19 protein-coding genes, 2 tRNA genes and 1 pseudogene are annotated in these 20,867 nt (G+C 36.2%); 17 read left to right on the top strand and 5 right to left on the bottom strand.

Annotation, left to right across the window (positions count from 1 at the left end; genetic code table 11):
• Positions 1-1,487 (top strand): T9SS type A sorting domain-containing protein (locus ES724_RS14625; protein WP_146934234.1); only part of this gene is annotated, 1,487 nt, incomplete at its 5' end.
• A gap of 67 nt (positions 1,488-1,554) precedes the next feature.
• On the opposite strand, the gene ES724_RS14620 is transcribed toward ES724_RS14625, so the two are convergent.
• Positions 1,555-2,697, bottom strand: coding sequence for an acyl-CoA dehydrogenase (locus ES724_RS14620; RefSeq protein ID WP_146934231.1), 1,143 nt, complete (start codon positions 2,695-2,697; stop codon positions 1,555-1,557).
• A 94-nt stretch (positions 2,698-2,791) separates the two neighbouring features.
• On the opposite strand from ES724_RS14620, the gene ES724_RS14615 reads away from it, so the two are divergent.
• From ES724_RS14615 to ES724_RS16800, 9 genes and pseudogenes are all read left to right on the top strand, one after another.
• Positions 2,792-3,856 carry an anhydro-N-acetylmuramic acid kinase gene (locus ES724_RS14615; protein ID WP_146934228.1) on the top strand — a complete coding sequence of 355 codons (1,065 nt, stop codon included), beginning with the start codon at positions 2,792-2,794 and terminating at the stop codon, positions 3,854-3,856.
• 63 nt (positions 3,857-3,919) lie between these two features.
• A complete protein-coding gene (locus ES724_RS14610) occupies positions 3,920-5,146 on the top strand; it encodes a Glu/Leu/Phe/Val dehydrogenase dimerization domain-containing protein (protein WP_146934225.1) in 1,227 nt (408 codons plus the stop codon).
• Positions 5,147-5,205: 59 nt separating this feature from the next.
• Positions 5,206-5,907 (top strand): MotA/TolQ/ExbB proton channel family protein, encoded by a 702-nt coding sequence (locus tag ES724_RS14605; protein ID WP_146934222.1) that lies wholly within the window; start codon positions 5,206-5,208, stop codon positions 5,905-5,907.
• Position 5,908: 1 nt separating this feature from the next.
• On the top strand, positions 5,909-6,310 hold the full coding sequence (locus ES724_RS14600; protein WP_146934219.1) for an ExbD/TolR family protein: 402 nt from the start codon (positions 5,909-5,911) through the stop codon (positions 6,308-6,310).
• A gap of 13 nt (positions 6,311-6,323) precedes the next feature.
• Positions 6,324-7,142: an energy transducer TonB gene (locus ES724_RS14595; RefSeq protein ID WP_146934217.1), complete on the top strand. Its 819-nt coding sequence runs from the start codon at positions 6,324-6,326 to the stop codon at positions 7,140-7,142.
• Positions 7,143-7,171: 29 nt separating this feature from the next.
• Positions 7,172-8,365 (top strand): bifunctional folylpolyglutamate synthase/dihydrofolate synthase, encoded by a 1,194-nt coding sequence (locus ES724_RS14590; protein ID WP_146934238.1) that lies wholly within the window; start codon positions 7,172-7,174, stop codon positions 8,363-8,365.
• A gap of 228 nt (positions 8,366-8,593) precedes the next feature.
• Positions 8,594-8,668: transfer RNA gene (locus tag ES724_RS14585), tRNA-Val, on the top strand.
• Between the two features lie 70 nt (positions 8,669-8,738).
• Positions 8,739-8,813, top strand: a tRNA-Val gene (locus ES724_RS14580).
• Positions 8,814-8,864: 51 nt separating this feature from the next.
• Positions 8,865-8,987: pseudogene (locus tag ES724_RS16800) on the top strand (GIY-YIG nuclease family protein); the annotation flags it as partial.
• A gap of 41 nt (positions 8,988-9,028) precedes the next feature.
• On the opposite strand, the gene ES724_RS14570 reads toward ES724_RS16800, so the two are convergent.
• Positions 9,029-9,949 carry an ISAon1 family transposase gene (locus ES724_RS14570; protein WP_317129759.1) on the bottom strand — a complete coding sequence of 307 codons (921 nt, stop codon included), beginning with the start codon at positions 9,947-9,949 and terminating at the stop codon, positions 9,029-9,031.
• 55 nt (positions 9,950-10,004) lie between these two features.
• A complete protein-coding gene (locus ES724_RS14565; RefSeq protein WP_146934208.1) occupies positions 10,005-10,361 on the bottom strand; it encodes an ISAon1 family transposase N-terminal region protein in 357 nt (118 codons plus the stop codon).
• 332 nt (positions 10,362-10,693) lie between these two features.
• Between ES724_RS14565 and ES724_RS14560 the strand changes: the two genes are divergently transcribed.
• Positions 10,694-10,912: a GIY-YIG nuclease family protein gene (locus ES724_RS14560; RefSeq protein WP_246136887.1), complete on the top strand. Its 219-nt coding sequence runs from the start codon at positions 10,694-10,696 to the stop codon at positions 10,910-10,912.
• Between the two features lie 232 nt (positions 10,913-11,144).
• Here the strand turns inward: ES724_RS14560 and ES724_RS14555 are convergent, their stop codons facing one another.
• Both ES724_RS14555 and gldJ read right to left on the bottom strand, forming a co-directional pair.
• A complete protein-coding gene (locus ES724_RS14555) occupies positions 11,145-12,443 on the bottom strand; it encodes a UDP-N-acetylmuramoyl-tripeptide--D-alanyl-D-alanine ligase (protein WP_146934203.1) in 1,299 nt (432 codons plus the stop codon).
• Between the two features lie 134 nt (positions 12,444-12,577).
• Complete coding sequence (gene gldJ / locus ES724_RS14550) at positions 12,578-14,245, bottom strand: gliding motility lipoprotein GldJ (RefSeq protein WP_146934200.1); 1,668 nt, start codon at positions 14,243-14,245, stop codon at positions 12,578-12,580.
• A gap of 352 nt (positions 14,246-14,597) precedes the next feature.
• Here gldJ and porV point away from each other — a divergent pair, with 352 nt between their 5' ends.
• The 6 genes from porV to ES724_RS14520 all read left to right on the top strand — a co-directional run bounded on the left by porV (position 14,598) and on the right by ES724_RS14520 (position 20,865).
• Positions 14,598-15,755, top strand: coding sequence for a type IX secretion system outer membrane channel protein PorV (porV, locus tag ES724_RS14545; protein WP_146934197.1), 1,158 nt, complete (start codon positions 14,598-14,600; stop codon positions 15,753-15,755).
• 84 nt (positions 15,756-15,839) lie between these two features.
• Positions 15,840-16,322 carry a cytidine deaminase gene (cdd, locus tag ES724_RS14540; RefSeq protein WP_146934194.1) on the top strand — a complete coding sequence of 161 codons (483 nt, stop codon included), beginning with the start codon at positions 15,840-15,842 and terminating at the stop codon, positions 16,320-16,322.
• 106 nt (positions 16,323-16,428) lie between these two features.
• A complete protein-coding gene (gene pdhA / locus ES724_RS14535) occupies positions 16,429-17,430 on the top strand; it encodes a pyruvate dehydrogenase (acetyl-transferring) E1 component subunit alpha (protein ID WP_146934191.1) in 1,002 nt (333 codons plus the stop codon).
• A 3-nt stretch (positions 17,431-17,433) separates the two neighbouring features.
• Positions 17,434-19,119 carry a pyruvate dehydrogenase complex dihydrolipoamide acetyltransferase gene (locus ES724_RS14530; RefSeq protein WP_026839681.1) on the top strand — a complete coding sequence of 562 codons (1,686 nt, stop codon included), beginning with the start codon at positions 17,434-17,436 and terminating at the stop codon, positions 19,117-19,119.
• Positions 19,120-19,189: 70 nt separating this feature from the next.
• Positions 19,190-20,182, top strand: a complete 993-nt coding sequence (locus ES724_RS14525) for a M20/M25/M40 family metallo-hydrolase (RefSeq protein WP_170249908.1) — start codon at positions 19,190-19,192, stop codon at positions 20,180-20,182.
• A gap of 2 nt (positions 20,183-20,184) precedes the next feature.
• Complete coding sequence (locus ES724_RS14520; protein WP_146934186.1) at positions 20,185-20,865, top strand: SDR family NAD(P)-dependent oxidoreductase; 681 nt, start codon at positions 20,185-20,187, stop codon at positions 20,863-20,865.
• Positions 20,866-20,867 lie beyond the last annotated feature (2 nt).

The raw sequence follows: 20,867 nt of genomic DNA, 5'->3' as shown, positions 1-20,867 counted from the left end.
CCGATGGTTCGGTATCTAGTCCAATCGATTTAAGTGGATTTGGAGCTGGCACTTATGTATTTACATATACTGTAGGCCCTGAAGATCCTGATTCAGAATGCGAATCAGATAATACAACAGTTAGTATTACAATCAATCCTAACCCAGAATTCACTACTCAAATACCAAATATTGACTGTTTGGCGGAAGCTCCATCAATTGCTGTGAATAGTGATACAGCAGGATTGGAATTCAGCTTATGGAAAAAATCTGCTGGAAGTCCCGGAACCTTCGGAGATTATCTAGGAGCTTATACTGATCTTGATCAGGAAACAGAGTATGTTTTAACTGCCAGAGATAAGGTAACATTGTGTACTACAGATTATGAGTTTACAACTGGAAGAATTTTTGATTCACCTTTAAACCCTATTGTTGAAGATGTAGATCCTGATTGCGAAACTTTAAAAGGCACAATTTTGGTAACCTCCAGAACGACAGGCTTAAGGTTTGCAATCTTGCTGACTTCAGAAGTACCTGTTGTGCTTGCAGATATACCTGATGCCTCATTCATGGACTATCCTATAGGTGGGTTCACTGGCTATGGTCCTGGTGCTTATTCTGTTTTTGCAAAAAGTAATGATGGATGTCTTTCGGGCCAAACCGCAATTACTTTAATAGAACCAACATGTGTTACAGAATGTGGAACTGTGTTCGGATTTAATGAGGCAGTTAGCCAATGTTTCTTGGACATTCCTGAGATTAAAAATAACAGATGGGGATGGACTAATCTAATTGAAGAGAACAGTGGTTCTACCACCTTAACTCTTTATAGAGGAGCAGCCAAGTGTAATACAGATAAGGGAACCGAAGCCGGTACCGCTACAATTGTGTACGAAGGTGGATCCATTTCAGTAGAATATAATATGCTTCCTGGTTTTATTTTGAGCGAGGCACATGTATATATTGGATGTGAAAAATATCCTGTCAACAATGGCAAGCCTACTGTGGCTCCTGGACAATATAATTTTAATCCTAGTCTAGGAGGTAATGTTCAAAACTTTAAAGTAGGTCCAATTCCAGCGATGGGAGACGTATATGTTATTGTTCATGGAGTGGCTTGTAATGGAAATTCTGTCACCAGTAATTCAAGCTCTCAAACGTTTGGAGGCGCAGAAGTGACATGCTCTACCGCAAGTCTTAGTAACATAGTAGTTACTAAACCAGGCAAAAACAATAAAGCTGCGTTTACTGCTAGCTTCAGCGCTTATCCAGTACCATTCAGAGAAACATTGAATATCAAATATGAGTTTGATTATAAATCTGATGTGAGTATTCAATTCTTTGATATGCAAGGAAGGTTGTTAAGTACCTATAAAGCGAAAAAAGTATCTAAGGGAGATGTTACTAACTTGAATCTGGACTTTAGAACGAGAACAAGTCAAGTGTACATTGTAAAAGTGAAAACAGACAGAGATGTATTTACTAAAAACATCATTTCTGATAAATAATCAGTAACCAATCTAAAAAAGAAAAGCAGCTCGAAAGAGCTGCTTTTTGTATTTATATAATTTGGGATTATCCGTTGATGATACTTCTGGAGATCACAATTTTTTGGATTTCTGAAGTTCCTTCGTAGATCTGAGTGATCTTTGCATCACGCATCATACGTTCTACATGATAATCTTTTACAAACCCATTTCCACCGTGTACTTGTACTGCTTCAACAGAAACGTCCATAGCTACTTGAGAAGCATAGAGTTTTGCCATTGCTCCAGATAAGTCGTAATTTCCAGCATTATCTTTATCTACAGCAGCTTTCATTACTAACAATCTAGCAGCTTCAATGGAAACATGCATATCTGCTAACTTAAAAGCGATCGCTTGATGATTACAAATTTCGGTTCCAAAAGCTTTACGTTCTTTAGAATATTTTAAAGCTAACTCGTAAGCTCCACCTGCAATCCCTAAAGCTTGGGCAGCAATTCCAATTCTTCCACCTGCTAATGTTTTCATAGCGAATTTAAATCCGAAACCATCTTCCCCAATTCTGTTCTCTTTTGGAACTTTCACATCATTAAAAACTAAAGAATGGGTATCACTTCCTCTAATTCCTAATTTGTTCTCTTTGGGTCCAATTTCAAAACCTTCCCAGGTTTTTTCAACAATAAAAGCATTAATTCCTTTATGTTTCTTCTCACGGTCTGTTTGTGCAATTACTAAATAGAAATCTGCAGTTCTTCCATTGGTGATCCAGTTTTTGGTGCCGTTTAAGATATAATGATCCCCATGGTCTATTGCAGTAGTTTGTTGTGAAGTGGCATCACTCCCTGCTTCTGGTTCAGAAAGACAGAACGCACCTATAGATTCACCAGTAGTTAACTTTGTTAGGTATTTTTCTTTTTGTTCCTTGTTACCAAAGGTGTCTAGACCCCAGCAAACCAAAGAATTATTTACAGACATAACAACAGATGCAGAAGCATCTATCTTGGAGATCTCTTCCATTGCAAGTACGTAAGAAACCGTATCCATTCCGCCACCACCATATTCTGGAGAGGCCATCATTCCCATGAAACCTAGCTCCCCCATTTTTTTTATCTGCTCGGTTGGAAACTCTTGCTTATCATCTCTTTCAATTACTCCCGGTAAAAGTTCATTATTAGCGAAATCTCTGGCAGCATCACGAATCATTATATGCTCTTCTGTAAGTTTAAAATCCATCAGGTAATTTATTTTAAAATTTCATTTTTTTAAAGTGCACAAAGATACCTTTTTGACCCCTAATATTCAATTAAGAATAATTAATTTTACGAATATGGAAAGAAACGAGTATAAGGTTTTAGGCATTATGTCTGGTACTTCTTTAGATGGAGTAGATATAGCATGGGTGCATTTTACAAAAGGAGCGCATTGGGACTTCAAAATATTGAAGGCAGAGACCATCGCTTATTCCAATTCGTGGAAAGAAAAATTGAGCACCGCATTCAATTTATCACCAATTGAGTTAATGGAGTTGGATGAAAAGTATACAGATTATTTAGCCGATTTAATCACAGCATTCATTCAGAAAAATAAAATCGAAGGATTGGATGCTGTTTGCAGTCATGGGCATACCATTAAACATGAACCTGAGAATGGTTTAACTCTACAAATAGGGAACCTTCCACATCTGGCAGAACTGGTTGAAGAAACGGTGATCTGTGATTTTCGGGTTCAAGATGTGGCTTTGGGTGGCCAAGGTGCACCCTTAGTGCCAATAGGAGATGAGCTGTTATTTGCACAATATACGTATTGTTTGAATTTGGGTGGGTTTGCCAATATCTCTAACAAGAAAGAAGGAGTAAGAATAGCTTATGATATTTGCGCCGTAAATACCGTGCTTAATTATTATTCTGAAAAACTAGGGTTTGATTATGACAAAGCTGGTAAGATCGCACGCAGTGGGAAATTTAATCCTGACTTAAATAAACACTTGGAGACTCTTGCTTTTTATAAATTGGCCTCCCCTAAATCTTTAGGTATAGAATGGGTGAACACCTCGGTTTTACCAGTTTTGAAGGATTTTGAAGAAGATATTCCTTCAATATTGAATACGTATTGCCAGCATATAGCTTCAGAAATAGTAAAAAATATAAAAGACGATCCTGAAGTTGAAGTCTTAGTTACCGGCGGCGGTGCCTTTAATGATTTTTTAATGGAACTTCTTCAACAAAAGACAACTGCTAAGATCTTTATTCCAATTTCAGAAATTATAAATTTTAAAGAAGCCGTGATTTTTGGGTTCTTAGGAGTGCTAAAATTACGAGAAGAGATAAATGTATTGAGTTCTGTAACAGGAGCAGAAAATGATCATTGTGCAGGCTTAGTTTATGACCCCTAATATTTTATAATTTTCCCAATAGGGGCGGTTTTGTTTTTTATATTTGCGTTCAAACTGAATTATATGAAAGAGTTACTCGATTTATACGAAAATAAGGAACCTGAAATTGTTTTTAACTGGAAAGATGCGGAAACCGAAGCGGAAGGTTGGACAGTAATAAATTCTCTTAGAGGTGGAGCTGCCGGTGGTGGAACCAGAATGAGAAAGGGACTGGATATAAACGAGGTTCTTTCTCTTGCTAAAACTATGGAGGTGAAGTTCACCGTTTCTGGACCAGCAATTGGAGGAGCAAAATCAGGTATTAATTTCGATCCAAGTGACCCAAGAAAAAAGGGTGTTTTGGAAAGATGGTATAAAGCGGTTTCTCCATTATTGAAAAGCTATTATGGAACTGGAGGGGATTTGAATGTAGATGAAATTCATGAAGTTATTCCAATAACTGAAAATTGTGGTGTATGGCATCCTCAGGAAGGTGTTTTTAATGGGCATTTTCAACCAACTGAGGCAGATAAGATCAATAGAATTGGACAGTTACGTCAAGGAGTGATAAAGGTTCTTGAAAATTCAACTTATTCCCCAGATGTATCTAGAAAATATACTGTTGCCGATATGATCACTGGTTACGGGGTTGCTGAAGCTGTAAAGCATTACTATTCAATTTATGGTGGAGATGTAAAAGGAAAGAAAGCGATTGTTCAGGGATTTGGAAATGTAGGATCTGCAGCGGCTTATTACTTATCTCATATGGGGGTTAAAGTAATAGGAATTATAGATCGTGTTGGAGGATTGATAAATGAAGACGGGTTTTCTTTTGAAGAAATAAAAGAATTGTTCCTTAATAAGGATGGGAATACATTGAAACATCCAAACTTGATTCCTTTTGAAGAGATCAACGATAAAATTTGGGATCTGAATGCCGACATATTTGCTCCTTGTGCAGCATCTAGGTTAGTAACTAAAGACCAAGTGGAAAGACTAATTGTTGGTGGATTAGAAATGATCTCGAGTGGAGCGAATGTTCCCTTTGCAGATAAAGAAATTTTCTTTGGCCCTATTATGGAATATGCAGATGAAAAAGTAAGTGTAGTACCAGATTTTATTGCAAATTGTGGTATGGCGAGAGTGTTTGCTTATTTCATGGAAAGACGAGTATATATGACCGATGAAGCAATTTTTAACGATACTTCTATTACTATAAAAAATGCAATCCAGAACACATTTAATAATAACAGTTCTAAAACAGGAATTAGTAGCACTGCTTTTGAAATCGCGTTAAAACAATTAGTATAGTTTCAATACAACAATTAAAATTACATTCTCACGTTACACTAACAAACCTAATTTTATCTATGTTAAACTTTTTCCAAGATGCCGACGCTGCTCAAGCAGCCCTAGAGGTTGAGCCTGTCGTAGAAGAGAAAACTCTTTCGTTATTTGATTTAATGATGAGTGGTGGTTTGGGTGGCCAGATCATTATCGGGATTTTATTTATACTGCTATTTGTAGCCGTATACATTTATTTCGAAAGATTATTTGCAATTAAAGCCGCCACACAAGTAGATCCAAATTTTATGCTTCAAATTAAAGACAGCGTATTAAACGGAAATATAGAATCGGCTAAAATTAGATGTGCTCAAAATAATTCTCCTGTAGCAAGATTAACTGAAAAAGGTATCTCCAGAATAGGCAGCCCATTGGAGGACATCAACACTGCAATTGAAAACGCGGGAAGATTAGAAGTATATAAACTAGAGAAGAATGTAAGTGTTTTGGCAACCATTGCTGGGGCAGCACCAATGATAGGATTTCTTGGAACCGTTATTGGGATGGTTTTAGCCTTTCACACTTTGGCAACAAGTAGTGGTCAAGCAGAAATGGGAACACTTGCTGAAGGTATTTATACTGCAATGACAACTACAGTAGCAGGATTAATAGTAGGTATTATAGCTTACATAGGTTATAACCACTTAGTGGTTAAAACAGATAAAGTGGTTCATCAAATGGAAGCTACAGCAGTAGATTTCCTTGACCTATTAAACGAACCTGCTTAAGATGAAATTAAGAAGTAGAAATAAAGTAAGCGCAGATTTTAGCATGAGCTCTATGACAGATATTGTATTTCTGTTATTGATCTTTTTCATGTTAACTTCTCCTACAATCACTCCAGAAGCTTTGGATCTTATTTTACCAAAAGCAAAAGGGAAGACTACTAATAAATCTAATCTTTCTGTAAGTATTACGAAAGATCTACAGGTTTATATAGATAATGACAGAATAAGCAATAGTGCTTTAGAAAGCACGCTTATCACTAGATTAGCAGGGGTTGAAGATCCAACAATTATATTAAGGGCTGAAGAAGGAGTGCCAATAGAAAAAGCAGTGAACGTTATGGACATTGCTAACAGAAATAAATATAAGATTGTACTTGCTGTTAAGCCTGAAAAAGTAAATTAATAATAAGAACTCTGTGAGCTTTCTAGATACTAAACACGAAAAAAAATCTTTCACCATCACGGTAGTAATACACGTGTTGCTCATACTTATTTTACTAATTTTTGGGTTACAATATTTAGATCCACCGCCAGAAAATGGAATAGCAATTAATTTTGGTACGTCAGAAGTGGGTTCTGGAGAAAAACAGCCTACGGAAGCAATTAAATCTGCACCACAAAAATCTGCTCCTCCTGTAGTTGCTCAACCTAAAACTCAAGTTGAAGAGGTAGTAACTCAAGAATCTGAAGAAGCTCCGGTTATTCAGAAAAAAGCAGAGAAAAAACCTATAGTTCAGGAGCAAAAGGTGGAGCCTAAAAAGTTACCACCAGCTAAGAAGCCAGATCCTACTCCAGATAAGTCTACTACAGATGCTATGAGTAGTATCTTGAACGGTCCGAAAAGTGATGGGACTGCAGCCGGGGGTGAAGGGGACGACAGAGTTGCCGGAGATAAAGGAAGCAGAGATGGTGATCCCAATGCTAGTTCTTATTATGGAAATGGTTCAGGATTAGATGGTGATGGAAATTATAGATTAGGTGGGAGAAAAGCATTGAATAAGGAGAAGATTCCGCAAGATTGTAATCAGTCTGGAATTGTGGTCGTAGAGATCAAAGTGAATCAAAATGGACAAGTTATAAGCGCAAGTCCGGGACAAAAAGGAACTACCAATAGTGCTACTTGTCTAACAGAGCCAGCCAGGAAAGCTGCCTTAGCTACAAGATTTAATAGTGATTCTAATGCACCTGCTGTTCAAACAGGATACATTACCTACAATTTTAAATTATCTGAATAGTGTCTACTTATTCCCAAACTGTTGAGTGGATGTTTCAGCAGTTGCCCATGTATCAACGTGTAGGTGCAGATGCCTTTAAAAAGGATCTTTTCAATATTATAAATTTATCAGAATTCTTAGGGAATCCTCACAGGACCTTTAAGACGGTTCATGTTGCAGGCACTAATGGTAAGGGTTCTACGAGCCATATGCTGGCTTCCATTCTTCAAGAATCTGGATATAAAGTAGGACTCTATACCTCCCCACATCTTATCGATTTTAGAGAACGTATTAAAATTAATGGCCTTGAGATCCCAGAGAATGAGGTTATCTCTTTCATAGATTCCAATAAGAATTATTTGGAGCAGCATAATCTTTCCTTTTTTGAAATGACTGTTGGAATGGCCTTTAGTTATTTCAGTAAAGAAAGAGTAGATGTTGCAATTATTGAAGTTGGCTTAGGGGGAAGATTAGATTCTACAAACATTATTAATCCGGTACTTTCTGTGATCACTAACATTGGCTTAGATCATACTAATATATTGGGAAATACTCTAGAGGAGATCGCTTTAGAGAAGGCCGGAATTATAAAGCCGAATACCCCTGTGGTTATTGGTGAGTTTCAAGACGAGACCTTTCCAGTTTTCGAAAAGATAGCTAAAAATAAATCTGCAAAGATACTTTTACCTTCTTCTCAAAATGTAGTTTTCGCATCAGATCTTAAGGGAGATTATCAAGAAAGAAATTCTATAACAGCATATTCCGCAGTGAAAGAACTTCAGCTACTCGGATTCAATATTTCTTCAGAAAATATTACGGATGGTTTGCTCTCTGTAGTTAAAAACACAGGGCTTCAAGGAAGATGGCAGCAACTTCATGATAAACCCAAAGTGATATGTGATACGGCTCACAATAAGGAAGGTTTAAAATATGTCATAGCTCAGTTGAAAAAAGAAACTTATAAGCGGTTGCATATAGTTCTTGGATTTGTAAGTGACAAAAAATTGGAAGATGTATTGCCTCTATTTCCTAAAGATGCAAATTACCATTTTTGTAAACCTGATATCCCGAGAGGGCTAGATGAAAAAGTACTTCTCAAGGCAGCTTTGCAATTCCATTTAAAAGGAAGCGCATACAAAAGCGTGGAAGAAGCTTATAAAGTTGCTTTGAACAATGCAAAAGAAGATGATCTCATCTTTATTGGGGGTAGTACTTTTGTTGTTGCTGAAATTCTCACTCTTTAACACAAAATTCTTCTGTTTTGTCGACTATATCTATTTAACCGCGCAAGACTTTTCACATAACTTAGTTAGAAGATTGACTCTGAATCAATTAATTCACGGTTTATATTTTGGCTCTACTAATCAGGAATTTTACTTTTACTAAAATCTGTAAATAATTAATTTTTTTCAAATTTTAGTTTGTGATATTCAAAATCTAGTCTATATTTGCATCCGCATTCAAGCGTTTGCGGGCAATTAGCTCAGTTGGTTCAGAGCACCTCGTTTACACCGAGGGGGTCGGGGGTTCGAATCCCTCATTGCCCACTAAAAAGCTTCCTTAAAAGGTAGCTTTTTTAATGAAATATTGGAATAACATCCTATTGTGTTAATAATAGGGCAATTAGCTCAGTTGGTTCAGAGCATCTCGTTTACACCGAGAGGGTCGGGGGTTCGAATCCCTCATTGCCCACGAAAGAAAGCCTTCCATTTATGGAGGGCTTTTTTTGTGTACTTTGGTTTGATGCGATTTTATCTCTACATTCTTCATTCTAGGCAATTGAATAAATACTATGTTGGTCATACTTCCAACATTGAAGAACGGCTAAAATCTCACTTATACAATCATTTAGGGTTTACTTCCAAAGCAAAAGATGGATCAAGTCAAAAACTTGTGGGATTTCGAGATTATGCAAAAATTGTTGTTAGTCTAAACAGGAAGAAATCTACATTCCTAACCCCTCTGAATTGCGCTCTAAAAGCTTTAATTTTTGCGTTAAATGATTCTGCTGAAGCATTAGTGCTTCGGTTATCGAAGTAGTTAAGGATGTTTTTATAGTGTATGGACATTGTTCTAGCAATGGTATTGAAGCTTTTAAATGCTGCCTGCCTAACCTTTTCATCCCATTTAGCCAATCGAATCAATGCGGAGGTTTTGTCTTTTGTGTTGTTGAATATCCAAGATAGATTTTGGCATAATTTGTATGCTTTTTCTAGATCAGGGTAGTGTTGAAAGAGTATTGTTGCTCTATTTGATTGATTTTCAGTCCATTTATTGCTAGATTTATAGAGTAGGTATCTGCTTCTAGCCAGTAACTGCTTTAATGTATCTCCATTGGAGAGCAACTCTGGAGTATATTTTAGGGATTTGTTTCTGGCATATTCTATGGCATCATTCTCAATATCTAGTGCTTTCCATCTATGTTTGATCCTAATTTCCTGTAATGCATCTAATGCTAGTTTCTGGACGTGGAAACGATCTATGACTAAAGTAGCGTTTGGGAATGATTTTTTAACAATGAGCCCCATATTTCCCGCCATATCCAAGGTTATTTCCTTGACCATCTTCCTCTGTTTTAATGGAATTTTATGTAATATTTTTATAACGTTCTCGGCTTTGGTTCCTTTGACCATTGCAACTAAGGCTCCTTTCTTACCTTTTGCTTTTTTATTGGTCAAAATGGTGTATAGATCGCCATTGGAAAAAGCTGTCTCGTCAAGAGATAAATGGCTTCCTAAGTTTTGAGCAAACAGGAGCCACTGCTTTGCGTGTCCTTTTTGATCCCAAACTTTAAAATCGCTTAAATAATCTTTGTATTGCCTTTGCAGGCTTCTTGGATTGACGCCATAGAACTTGGCAACAACCGATGTACTAGAAGCATTGTTATTGATGGATCTCTTTTAAAAAAGCAGCAAACTCACTAGTGATTCTAGTTCCTTTTGCTACTAATTGCCAATCTCTTGAAACCGCTTTACCTGAGTCTTCATCAAGCCATCTTCGCCGCGTTATGTGTAGAAAAACATTCTTTCCTCGTATAGGAAAATCCTGAATTGTAGCTTCTGGAAAGAAGCCTTTTGAATGAAGCTTAGCCCCACTATACATATCAGGAATTTCGTTTAGTTCTGTAAAATAAAAGTGTAGCTCCTCATCTTTGATTTTGTGCTTTGTTAAGTCAAAGTAGGTAACGAGTATCTCGGGAAGTAATAAGTTGGCAAGGGATAATAGTGAATCTGAGGACATCAAAATTTTTATTTCAAAGTTCTCCCATTTTTAGTTACTCCACAACTTTATGTGTTGAGCCCAAAAGATTGGGTTCTTGTTTATTCTGAAGAATTTTCTAAAAAAACAGATGCACAAGCCAGAGAGCTACAAATTAAGAAATGTAAAAGTAGATTAATGATTGAAAAATTAATTGAAGAAAAAAAGGTTTAGAGCATCCCGATTTAAATCGGGAGGGTCGGGGGTTCGAATCCCTCATTGCCCACGAAAGAAAGCCTTCCATTTATGGAGGGCTTTTTTTAGTGTATTTTGGTTTGATGCGATTTTATCTCTACATTCTTCATTCTAGGCAATTGAATAAATACTATGTTGGTCATACTTCCAACATTGAAGAACGGCTAAAATCTCACTTATACAATCATTTAGGGTTTACTTCCAAAGCAAAAGATTGGGTTCTTGTTTATTCTGAAGAATTTTCTAAAAAAACAGATGCACAAGCCAGAGAGCTACAAATTAAGAAAAGGAAAAGTAGATTAATGATTGAAAAATTAATTGAAGAAAAAAAGGTTTAGAGCATCCCGATTTAAATCGGGAGGGTCGGGGGTTCGAATCCCTCATTGCCCACGAAAGAAAGCCTTCCATTTATGGAGGGCTTTTTTTGTGTACTTTATTTGCAGTTCTCCTATTTTTAATTACTCTACAACATTTTGTGTTGAGCCATTTTCAATTCCCCCACAACTTTTGAAATTGATCCTTTCCAACCCTAATAATAATAAGGTTTAAAGCAATATAAAAAGCTCTAAATTATTTTTTGACAGCGGACTTTAAAACATCTAAAACACGCTCTAGCGCCATACCTCTTGAGCCCTTAATAAGAATATAGGAATTATTGAATTCTGTGGTTTCTAAGCTAAATTGTAAATCCGAAAATGATTTTAAATTCGTGATTTTATGGCTTGAACTAGTGGTTTTATAAAAATTATCTCCCACTAAATAAGCATGTAACACATTTATACTTTCAAGATAATTCACGATGTTCTGATGCTCTTCTTCAGAAGAAATTCCCAGCTCAAACATATCCCCTAAGATCACTATTTTATTTTCTGCAGGATTAGCTTTAAAACTTTCCAATGCAGCTTTCATACTCGTTGGATTTGCGTTATACGCATCCATTAGTAAAGTGTTGCTGCCAAGTTTTACGATTTGAGAGCGGTTGTTCTTTGGGAGATAGCCGATAATGGCTTTCTGAATGCTTTCTAATGATATTTTGAAGTATAGCCCAACGCAAATAGATGCGGCAATATTTATGGCATTGTAGGCACCTGTAAGCTGACTTTTAATTTTGATTTGCTTGTATTGAACTTCAGCTAAAGTATTAGTGCTATCATAATTAATGACGACGTCGGAATCGACCGATTCTCCGAAAGTAAATATATTATTATAGGTGGTTTGCTTTTGCTGAATAGGATCATCAATGTTCAAAAACAGCTTCCCGTTATTTGACTTTAAATACTTGTATAATTCACTTTTGCCTAAAATCACCCCTTCTATACTTCCAAAGCCTTCCAAATGTGCTTTCCCGAAATTGGTGATATAGCCAAAATTAGGTCTTGCTATTTCGCATAATTTTTCGATTTCTTTTAAATGGTTAGCTCCCATTTCTACTATTCCAAATTCAGTTTTGGAATTCATAGATAGTAAGCTGAGAGGAACCCCTATATGATTGTTAAGATTGCCAACTGTAGCTACCGTTTCAAACTTTTTCTTTAATACGGCATGTATTAATTCCTTACTGGTTGTTTTTCCATTACTTCCTGTAATTGCTAGAATTGGAATGTTTAAAAATTCCCGATGAAAGGTGCTTAATTTTTGAAGTGTCTCTAGGACATTTTCAACTAAAATATAACGATCATTCGGCTTATTTAATTCTTCATCTATAATTGCATAGCCTGCGCCTTTTGAAAGTGCTTTTTCAGCAAATAAATTACCGTTAAAGTTGTCCCCCCTCAATGCGAAAAATAGCTGATTGGTTTTAATTGCGCGAGTATCTGTAGCCACGCCTTTGCTCTCAAGAAAAAGCTGATGTAATGTTTCAATATTCATTACTTAAATATATTAAATAGCAAACGGTTTAAAAAGTAGTTTTTCAAATTTTAAAATAAATTAGAAACCTAACTGTCCAATTATTATAAACGAAAAATAAACTTTTTAAACCGCTTTATTCAAAGACGCAGAGATTAATTTCTTGCTGTCTTATTTTTGTCTTTAGATTTAGAACCAACTCTAGACATTGCATTTCTAAACCCTATATAGTCTGTAGCCATATCTTGAGGGAAATATCTTCTTTGGGAAGGATCTAACCAATACGCTCTATCTCTCCATGACCCACCCTTATATACACGAACTTCATCACTAATCATCGTAGTTCTGCTAGTTTCGTCGTAGTTAGGCTTAATAGCTCCTGTGCTATCTGTATCTGTGCTGAATTGAGGAGAGTTATACATTCTCTTAGATGGATTAGAGATCTCGTTGAAGGGCTCGTAATACCTTGTGGAACTTTTATCTCCATCACGGAAGTTTCTATTGTCACTTTCGTTAAAGTTTGTTCTAAGATAAGTGTCCTTTTCATTAATTGGGACTTGTGCAATTTCTCCTGGAAGGGCACGAGCCATAATTCTACCGCTACTTAAAGTATCATATACTACACCTTCTGGCGCAACAATTTTTACTGTACCATCATCATTAATAGCATTTTTGGTATAAACATTTCCTCTATAGTAATTAAAGTCGTTAAACTCATCATCTACAATAGGTCTGTAAACATCGGCAACCCATTCTGCTACGTTTCCGGCCATATCATAAAGACCATGATCGTTTGCTGCGTAAGACTTAACTTCTGCAGTAATATCTGCACCGTCATCACTCCATCCTGCAATTCCGCCATAATCACCGTCACCTTGTTTAAAGTTAGCTAATTGGTCTCCTTGTCTTTTCACGTCTCCTGAACGAGTATATTGGCCATCCCATGGGTATTTTTTTCTACCACGGTAAACATTATAATTTCTAATGCCTACTAATCCTAAAGCTGCATATTCCCATTCCGCTTCAGTTGGCAATCTGTATTCAGGTAATAGTACACCATCCTTACGTTGGATATAAATGTTTTTAGCATTACTCGTGTCCTTCGCAGTGCCTAATTTATCGGCATTTTTACCTCCACGTGTAATACTATCGTTTCCACCGTAAGCCATGGTAGGTGCATTAAGATATGTTTCTGTATCAAAAGTAGTACCTGCTGAAACATCTGTATAACGAGCACCTTCTTTTGTATAGCCCTCTTTTTCTAATTGTAATTCGTTTACCCTATTGGTTCTCCATTTACTAAATTCAGTTGCCTGAATCCAGTTTACTCCAACTACAGGATATCTTGAATATGCCGGGTGGCGTAGGTAGTTATTTACCATGGTCTCGTTGAAACCTAGTCTATTTCTCCATACCAAAGTATCTGGTACAGCACCAGAATAAATATTTTTATAATTTTCTTCACTTGGAGGAAAAACATTTTTCAACCAATCCAGGTATTCCATATACATGATGTTGGTGACTTCAGTTTCGTCCATGTAAAAGGACTGAACGTGTTGCTGAGTAGGACTGTTATTCCAGTCATGCATAACGTCATCCTGAACTCTACCCATTGTAAAGGTTCCACCTTCAACAAAAACAAGTCCAGGGCCAGTTTCCTGCTCCTTATAATCTGTCTTGTATTGGAAACCACCTTCTTTAGAATTAATATCCCATCCAGTAGCTCGTGAGTTGTTTTTGTAATCTCTAGAATTGTTACAACTAAATAAGCTAGCGCCTATAGCGATAGCAAATAGTGTCTTAAAGGCAACATTAGTCCTCATATTTTATTCTGTTTGTGTAGTAATTTAGGCCTTGCAATATAGTGATTAACGCGAAAAATACAAGTTTATTTTATCTTAATCAAAATATGCTAAACACTTAATATTCTTAAGGCTTAGAACTTTTTTGACATATCTAATATTGTCACAAAAGTAAGATTAAAAGTTCAGGTTTGAAATATTTTTAGTTAAGCGCATTAAAACAAGTGGGTAGATACAATAAAAACCGCAAATTGTAGTTATAATAGAATCCTTGGGTTTTTACTAATTCTATTAAAATTCAATGCAAAATTGATGAGAGGAACTTCTCTTAACAAGAATAAAAATATATATTTGTTAAAGACTAATTAATGTGATGAAAAAAATTACGATACTTTTTCTTGGATTTTCCCTTTTGTCAAACGCACTTGTTTTCTCTCAGGAGGAACGCGATAGGGTTATAACTACAGCTATACCTTTCTTGTTAATTGCTGCTGATGCTAGAGCAGCTGGTATGGGAGATCAGGGAGTTGCAACTTCTGCAGATGCTTTTTCTCAACAATGGAATCCTGCTAAGTTTGCATTTATAAATAGCGAACAAGGTATTGGTGTATCCTACACGCCTTATCTAAGCAGTATAGTTAATGATATATTTTTGGGGAACCTTACCTATTTTAATAGACTTGACGATAGAAGTGCTGTTGCAGCAAGTTTAAGATATTTTAGTTTAGGATCTATTGAAACTCAGGAGAACTTTGGAGATGAAGCGTTATTATTGAGTCCGAACGAATTTACTTTAGATGTTTCTTATTCTTTACGATTAGCCGATAATTTTTCTATGGCGGTTGCAGGACGTTACTTAAGATCGGATCTTAAGTTGGCGATAAACAGTGAAGATGCAACTGCAGCTTCTACTTTTGGTGTAGATATAGCTGCATTCTACCAGAGTGAAAATATTGTATTTTCCAATTTTGACGGGAAAATTAGAGGAGGAGCAAATATCTCTAACATTGGTCCAAAAATTAAATATGATGAAGTAGGTCAGGAAAATTTTATCCCTACCAATCTTAAAGTTGGAGGAGGATTCGATTTTATTTTTGACCCATCTAATAGATTAGGGACTTATCTTGAATTCAATAAATTATTGGTTCCAACACCACAAGATTTTAATGGGGATGGACAGATTGATGTTGCAGATGAAGATGAATATAATAATATTGGTTCTATCGAAGGCATTTTCAAATCTTTTGGAGATGCACCTGACGGATTTGGTGAGGAAATGAGGGAAATTACCTGGGCCTTGGGTGCAGAGTATGTTTATCAGGATCAATTCACTCTAAGAACTGGGTATTTTAATGAAAGCGATACTAAAGGTTCAAGAAAATTTGTAGCAATAGGAGCCGGATTTAAATATGCGCCAGTTGTAATAGATGTATCTTATTTGTTTTCTACCTCCAATGTAGTAAGCCCTTTAGAGGGAACGCTAAGGTTTGGGTTAGTCTTTAATTTCGGGGAAACATTCTACGATAATTAATAATTTGTATATTTCCTAAAGTTCGTTACGTGACCTATTTTAAGCGGTTACCATACTATCACGAACAAAAATCAAATAATTTAAATGAAATTAATTACTGTTTCTACATCCATAGAAATTTACGATTCTATAGATGAACTTCCAGCGGAAGTTATAAAATTAATGAATACAGCTGTTGAAGCACGAGAAAAAGCATATGCTCCATATTCAAAATTCCAGGTTGGTGCTGCCATACTTTTAGATAATAATGAAGTGATTCCCGGTAGCAATCAGGAAAATGCCTCTTATCCCAGTGGTTTGTGTGCAGAGAGAACCGCAATCTATTATGCAGGAGCCAAGTACCCTAAAGCTATTATTAAGATAATGGCAATTTCGGCTACTTCCTTAAATCATGCTGTAACTTCTCCAATACCACCTTGCGGAGCATGTAGGCAGGCTATTGCAGAATATGAGGTCAAGCAAAATGAACCTATAGAAATTTATTTTATGGGAGAAAGTGGTGAGGTTGCAAAATCCAATTCTCTGAAAGATTTATTGCCTTTTGCATTTGATAAGTCAAATCTATAACGATTTAGTAGTTTTTAATATTAAAACTGTTTTTCATTCCTATTGAAAACAGTATTTTTGTTATCCGCTAGGCAAAAACCAGTGTCCGGTCTAAATATATTTGTAAATGAAGAAAATTACCAAAGCCACATATTTGAAGTGGTACGAGGATATGCTTTTTTGGAGAAAGTTTGAGGATAAATTAGCTCAAGTATATATTCAACAAAAAGTACGAGGTTTTTTGCACCTATATAATGGTCAAGAAGCAATTTTAGCCGGATCATTGCATGCAATGGATCTTACCAAAGATAAGATGATCACTGCTTATAGAAACCACGTTCAGCCAATCGGGATGGGTGTAGACCCAAAACGAGTGATGGCAGAACTATTTGGTAAAAAAACAGGTACTTCTCAAGGTTTGGGAGGTTCTATGCACATATTTTCCAAAGAACATCGTTTTTACGGTGGACATGGAATTGTAGGTGGACAAATCCCTTTAGGAGCTGGATTGGCTTTTGCCGATAAGTATTTCAAAAGAGATGCGGTTACCTTAACTTTTATGGGAGATGGTGCTATGCGCCAAGGTTCACTTCATGAAACTTTAACCATGGCTGTTAACTGGAATTTACCAGTTGTTTTCTGTGTAGAAAATAATGGGTATGCTATGGGAACTTCTGTAGCTAGAACCTCCAAGAATACAGAGATCTGGAAAATGGGATTAGCTTATGATATGCCTTGTGGTCCAGTAGATGCTATGAATCCTATTAAGGTTGCAGAGGCCATGGATGAAGCTATTAAGAGAGCTAGGGATGGAAAAGGACCTACTTTCTTGGAGTTAAAAACCTATAGGTATAGAGGTCATTCCATGAGTGATGCACAGAAGTATAGAACTAAAGATGAAGTTGCCGAATATCAAAAAATAGATCCTATAACCCAGATTTTAGAGGTTATAAAAGATAAAAAATACGCAACAGAAAAAGAGATCAAGGAAATAGACAAGCGTGTAAAGGATTTGGTTCTTGAATGCGAAAAATTCGCAGAAGAATCAGACTATCCAGACGCAAGCTTGATGTATGATGTTGTTTACGAGCAAGAAGACTATCCGTTTTTATCACATAAAGTAGAGTAAATTATGGCTGAAGTAATAAATATGCCACGTTTAAGTGACACCATGGAAGAAGGTGTTGTTGCTAAATGGTTGAAGAAAGTTGGAGATAAGGTTGAGGAAGGAGATATTTTGGCTGAAATCGAAACAGATAAAGCTACTATGGAATTTGAATCTTTTCACGAAGGGACATTATTGCATATTGGAATTGAAGAAGGAGAAGCCGCTCCCGTAGATAATTTACTTGCCATTATTGGTGAAGAAGGAGAGGATATTTCCAGTTTATTGAAGGATAATAAATCTTCCGATAAAAAGGAAAAAGCTAAGGAATCTAAGGATGAATCCAAAGATGCTCCAAAAGCAGATTCTAAGAAGGTTAAGGAAAAAGAGGATGATGATAATAGTGAAGAGTCTGAATCTTCAAATGAAATTCCTGAAGGAGTAGAGGTGATCAACATGCCTAGACTAAGTGATACCATGGAAGAAGGTACGGTAGCTTCCTGGCTTAAAAAAGAAGGTGATAAAGTAGAAGAAGGAGATATTTTAGCTGAAATCGAAACCGACAAAGCTACTATGGAATTTGAATCTTTTTATAATGGAACTTTATTGAAAATTGGAGTTCAAGAAGGTGAGACCGTAAAAGTTGATACTTTATTAGCTATTATTGGTCCTGAAGGAACAGATATTTCTGGAATTACTTCCGGGGAACCTAAGTCGAAATCTTCTGGTAAAAAAGAGGAAACTGCTTCTAAGGAAGAGGATTCTGCTAATGATGCTTCAGAAGAAAAATCGAATGTGAATACTACCGAGGCGAAAGATGGAAGTAGAATATTCGCTTCACCTTTAGCAAAGAAGATTGCCGAAGACAAAGGAATAGATCTGGCAGAAGTTAATGGTTCTGGCGAAAATGGACGAATTGTAAAGAAAGATATTGAGTCTTTCCAACCTTCAGCTAAACCTGCTGCGGCAAAAACAGAAAGTCCTGCGGCTTCTTCAGAAAAAACAGTTCAAACATACACACCCGCTGGCGAAGAATCTTTTGAGGATATCAAGAATTCTCAGATGCGTAAGACCATTGCAAAGCGTTTAGGAGAATCTAAATTTACTGCGCCTCACTATTATTTAACTATAGAAGTGAACATGGAAACTGCAATCGCTTCCAGAAAACAGATAAATGAAATTCCAGATGTTAAGGTATCATTTAACGATATGGTGATCAAAGCTTCTGCGATGGCATTGAGAAAACATCCTAGAGTGAATTCTCAGTGGACTGGAGATGCTACAAAAATTGCGAAACATATCCATATGGGTGTTGCCGTAGCTGTAGAAGATGGATTGGTTGTGCCTGTTGTAAAATATGCAGATCAATTATCTATGACTCAAATTGGAGCACATGTAAAAGACCTTGCAGGAAAATCGCGAAATAAAAAACTGCAACCATCAGAGATGGAAGGAAGCACTTTTACGGTTTCTAATCTTGGAATGTTCGGGATCACTGAATTTACCAGTATCATAAATCAGCCGAATTCTGCAATCCTTTCGGTAGGAGCAATTGTAGAAAAGCCGGTAGTGAAAGACGGACAGATCGTAGTAGGGAATACCATGAAAGTTACTTTGGCGTGTGACCATAGAACTGTAGATGGCGCTACTGGAGCTGCTTTCTTGCAAACTTTAAAAGTATATTTGGAGAACCCAGTAACTATGTTGGCATAATCCAAAGACTTTTTAGAATATACTATTTGAAAATCCCGCGCTATTGCGGGATTTTTTTATCTTTATAACTATGATAAAAACATATTTAAGTACAGCTGGTTTAGGACTACTATTGTTGTTTTCCGCGTGTAATCTTACACAAAAATCTACAGAAGAATCCAAAGTTATTATTCCGGCTAAAATTGAAACGCCAAAAGCATCAATTGATCAGGCTTCAGTTAAATCTGAAATAGAATTTCTAGCATCTAATGATTTACAAGGTCGGAATACGGGATCCGAAGGGATAAACAAAGCAGCAGTTTATATACAGGATATCCTCCAAAAGAATAACATTAAGCCTTATTTTACAACTTATAGAGATTCTTTTGAAGTTAAAGATGCAATTGGATATAATATTGTTGGGTTTAAGGAAGGAACAGATCCAGTTTTAAAAAATGAGTTCTTAATAATAAGTGCCCATTACGATCATATTGGGTTACTATCTCCAATTGGAAAGGATTCTATAGCAAATGGTGCTAATGATAACGCAGCGGGTTCTGTTGCAGTACTGGAATTGGCAAAATACTTTGGAGCTGCACCAATAAGTAAAAGAAGTATTCTCTTTGTTTTTCTTTCTGCGGAAGAAAAAGGACTTTTAGGTTCCAAGCATTTAGCAAAAAGATTAAAAGACGAAAATTTAGACCTCTATGTTAACTTGAATATAGAAATGATTGGAGTGCCTATGGTTGGAAAAGATCATATGGCGTATTTAACAGGATTTGAAGAATCTAATCTGGCAGCTAAATTCAATGAATATTCTAATGAAAAGGTTCTAGGGTTTCTGCCGAAAGCAAAGGAATTCAATCTATTTAAACGTAGCGATAACTATTCATTCTACAAAGAATTCAACGTGCCGGCGCAAACCATTAGTACTTTCGATTTTACGAATTATAATTATTATCATCAAGTTCAAGATGAAGCAGATAAGATGGATATTCCGTTTATGGCAGATCTAATAGAATCTATTATTCCCGGAATATATACCATGGCAAATACATCAACTAAAGAAATAAAATTAAATTAAAAATGAAGCATGTTGTAATAACAGGAACTAGTAGAGGAATTGGGTTTGAAATGGTTAAGCTTTTTTCTGAAGCCGGTCATCATATAATAGCATTGTCCAGGAAATCAGAATCTCTTCAAGCTTTAAATTTGAAGAATGTTCAGGTAATTGCTTGCGATATTACTAAGGAAGAGGAGCTTCAAAAAATAGCGGCTCATATTGCAGTGACTTGGAATAATGTTGATGTTTTAATAAATAATGCAGGAGCAATTTTAAATAAATCCTTTGCTGAAGGATCTTTGGCAGAATTTAAAGCCATTTATGATATTAATGTTTTTGGAGTGGCCGGACTTATTCAAAAATTACTTCCTGTTATGAATTCTAATTCTCATGTAGTTAATATAAGCAGTATGGGCGGAGTACAAGGCAGTATGAAATTCCCTGGTCTATCTGCATATAGCTCGAGTAAAGGAGCCTTAATAACTCTAACAGAGATGTTAGCAGAAGAATATAAAGAAAATGGTCCGTCTTTTAATGTATTGGCTTTAGGTGCTGTACAAACTGAAATGTTGGAAGAAGCATTTCCAGGTTATAAAGCACCGGTTTCTGCAAAAGAGATGGCTAAGTATATCGTTGATTTCAGTCTTACTGCTCAAAAATATTATAACGGTAAACTTTTACAGGTTTCTAATAGCACCCCTTAAAG

Origin of the sequence: Gillisia hiemivivida (assembly GCF_007997295.1) — a bacterium.
In the GTDB taxonomy this organism is placed as follows: Bacteria; Bacteroidota; Bacteroidia; order Flavobacteriales; family Flavobacteriaceae; genus Gillisia; species Gillisia hiemivivida.
This window is presented reverse-complemented; position numbering and strand designations above follow the sequence as displayed.

What these genes read in the sequence shown, in the direction of transcription:
- ES724_RS14530 (WP_026839681.1), top strand. Translation starts at nt 17,434, where the DNA reads ATGGCTGAAGTAATAAATATGCCACGTTTAAGTGACACCATGGAAGAA.
- gldJ (WP_146934200.1), bottom strand. Translation starts at nt 14,245, where the DNA reads ATGAGGACTAATGTTGCCTTTAAGACACTATTTGCTATCGCTATAGGC.
- ES724_RS14565 (WP_146934208.1), bottom strand. Translation starts at nt 10,361, where the DNA reads ATGTCCTCAGATTCACTATTATCCCTTGCCAACTTATTACTTCCCGAG.
- ES724_RS14605 (WP_146934222.1), top strand. Translation starts at nt 5,206, where the DNA reads ATGTTAAACTTTTTCCAAGATGCCGACGCTGCTCAAGCAGCCCTAGAG.
- ES724_RS14620 (WP_146934231.1), bottom strand. Translation starts at nt 2,697, where the DNA reads ATGGATTTTAAACTTACAGAAGAGCATATAATGATTCGTGATGCTGCC.
- cdd (WP_146934194.1), top strand. Translation starts at nt 15,840, where the DNA reads ATGAAATTAATTACTGTTTCTACATCCATAGAAATTTACGATTCTATA.
- ES724_RS14610 (WP_146934225.1), top strand. Translation starts at nt 3,920, where the DNA reads ATGAAAGAGTTACTCGATTTATACGAAAATAAGGAACCTGAAATTGTT.
- ES724_RS14520 (WP_146934186.1), top strand. Translation starts at nt 20,185, where the DNA reads ATGAAGCATGTTGTAATAACAGGAACTAGTAGAGGAATTGGGTTTGAA.
- ES724_RS14615 (WP_146934228.1), top strand. Translation starts at nt 2,792, where the DNA reads ATGGAAAGAAACGAGTATAAGGTTTTAGGCATTATGTCTGGTACTTCT.
- porV (WP_146934197.1), top strand. Translation starts at nt 14,598, where the DNA reads ATGAAAAAAATTACGATACTTTTTCTTGGATTTTCCCTTTTGTCAAAC.
- ES724_RS14525 (WP_170249908.1), top strand. Translation starts at nt 19,190, where the DNA reads ATGATAAAAACATATTTAAGTACAGCTGGTTTAGGACTACTATTGTTG.
- ES724_RS14590 (WP_146934238.1), top strand. Translation starts at nt 7,172, where the DNA reads ATGTTTCAGCAGTTGCCCATGTATCAACGTGTAGGTGCAGATGCCTTT.
- ES724_RS14555 (WP_146934203.1), bottom strand. Translation starts at nt 12,443, where the DNA reads ATGAATATTGAAACATTACATCAGCTTTTTCTTGAGAGCAAAGGCGTG.
- ES724_RS14600 (WP_146934219.1), top strand. Translation starts at nt 5,909, where the DNA reads ATGAAATTAAGAAGTAGAAATAAAGTAAGCGCAGATTTTAGCATGAGC.
- pdhA (WP_146934191.1), top strand. Translation starts at nt 16,429, where the DNA reads ATGAAGAAAATTACCAAAGCCACATATTTGAAGTGGTACGAGGATATG.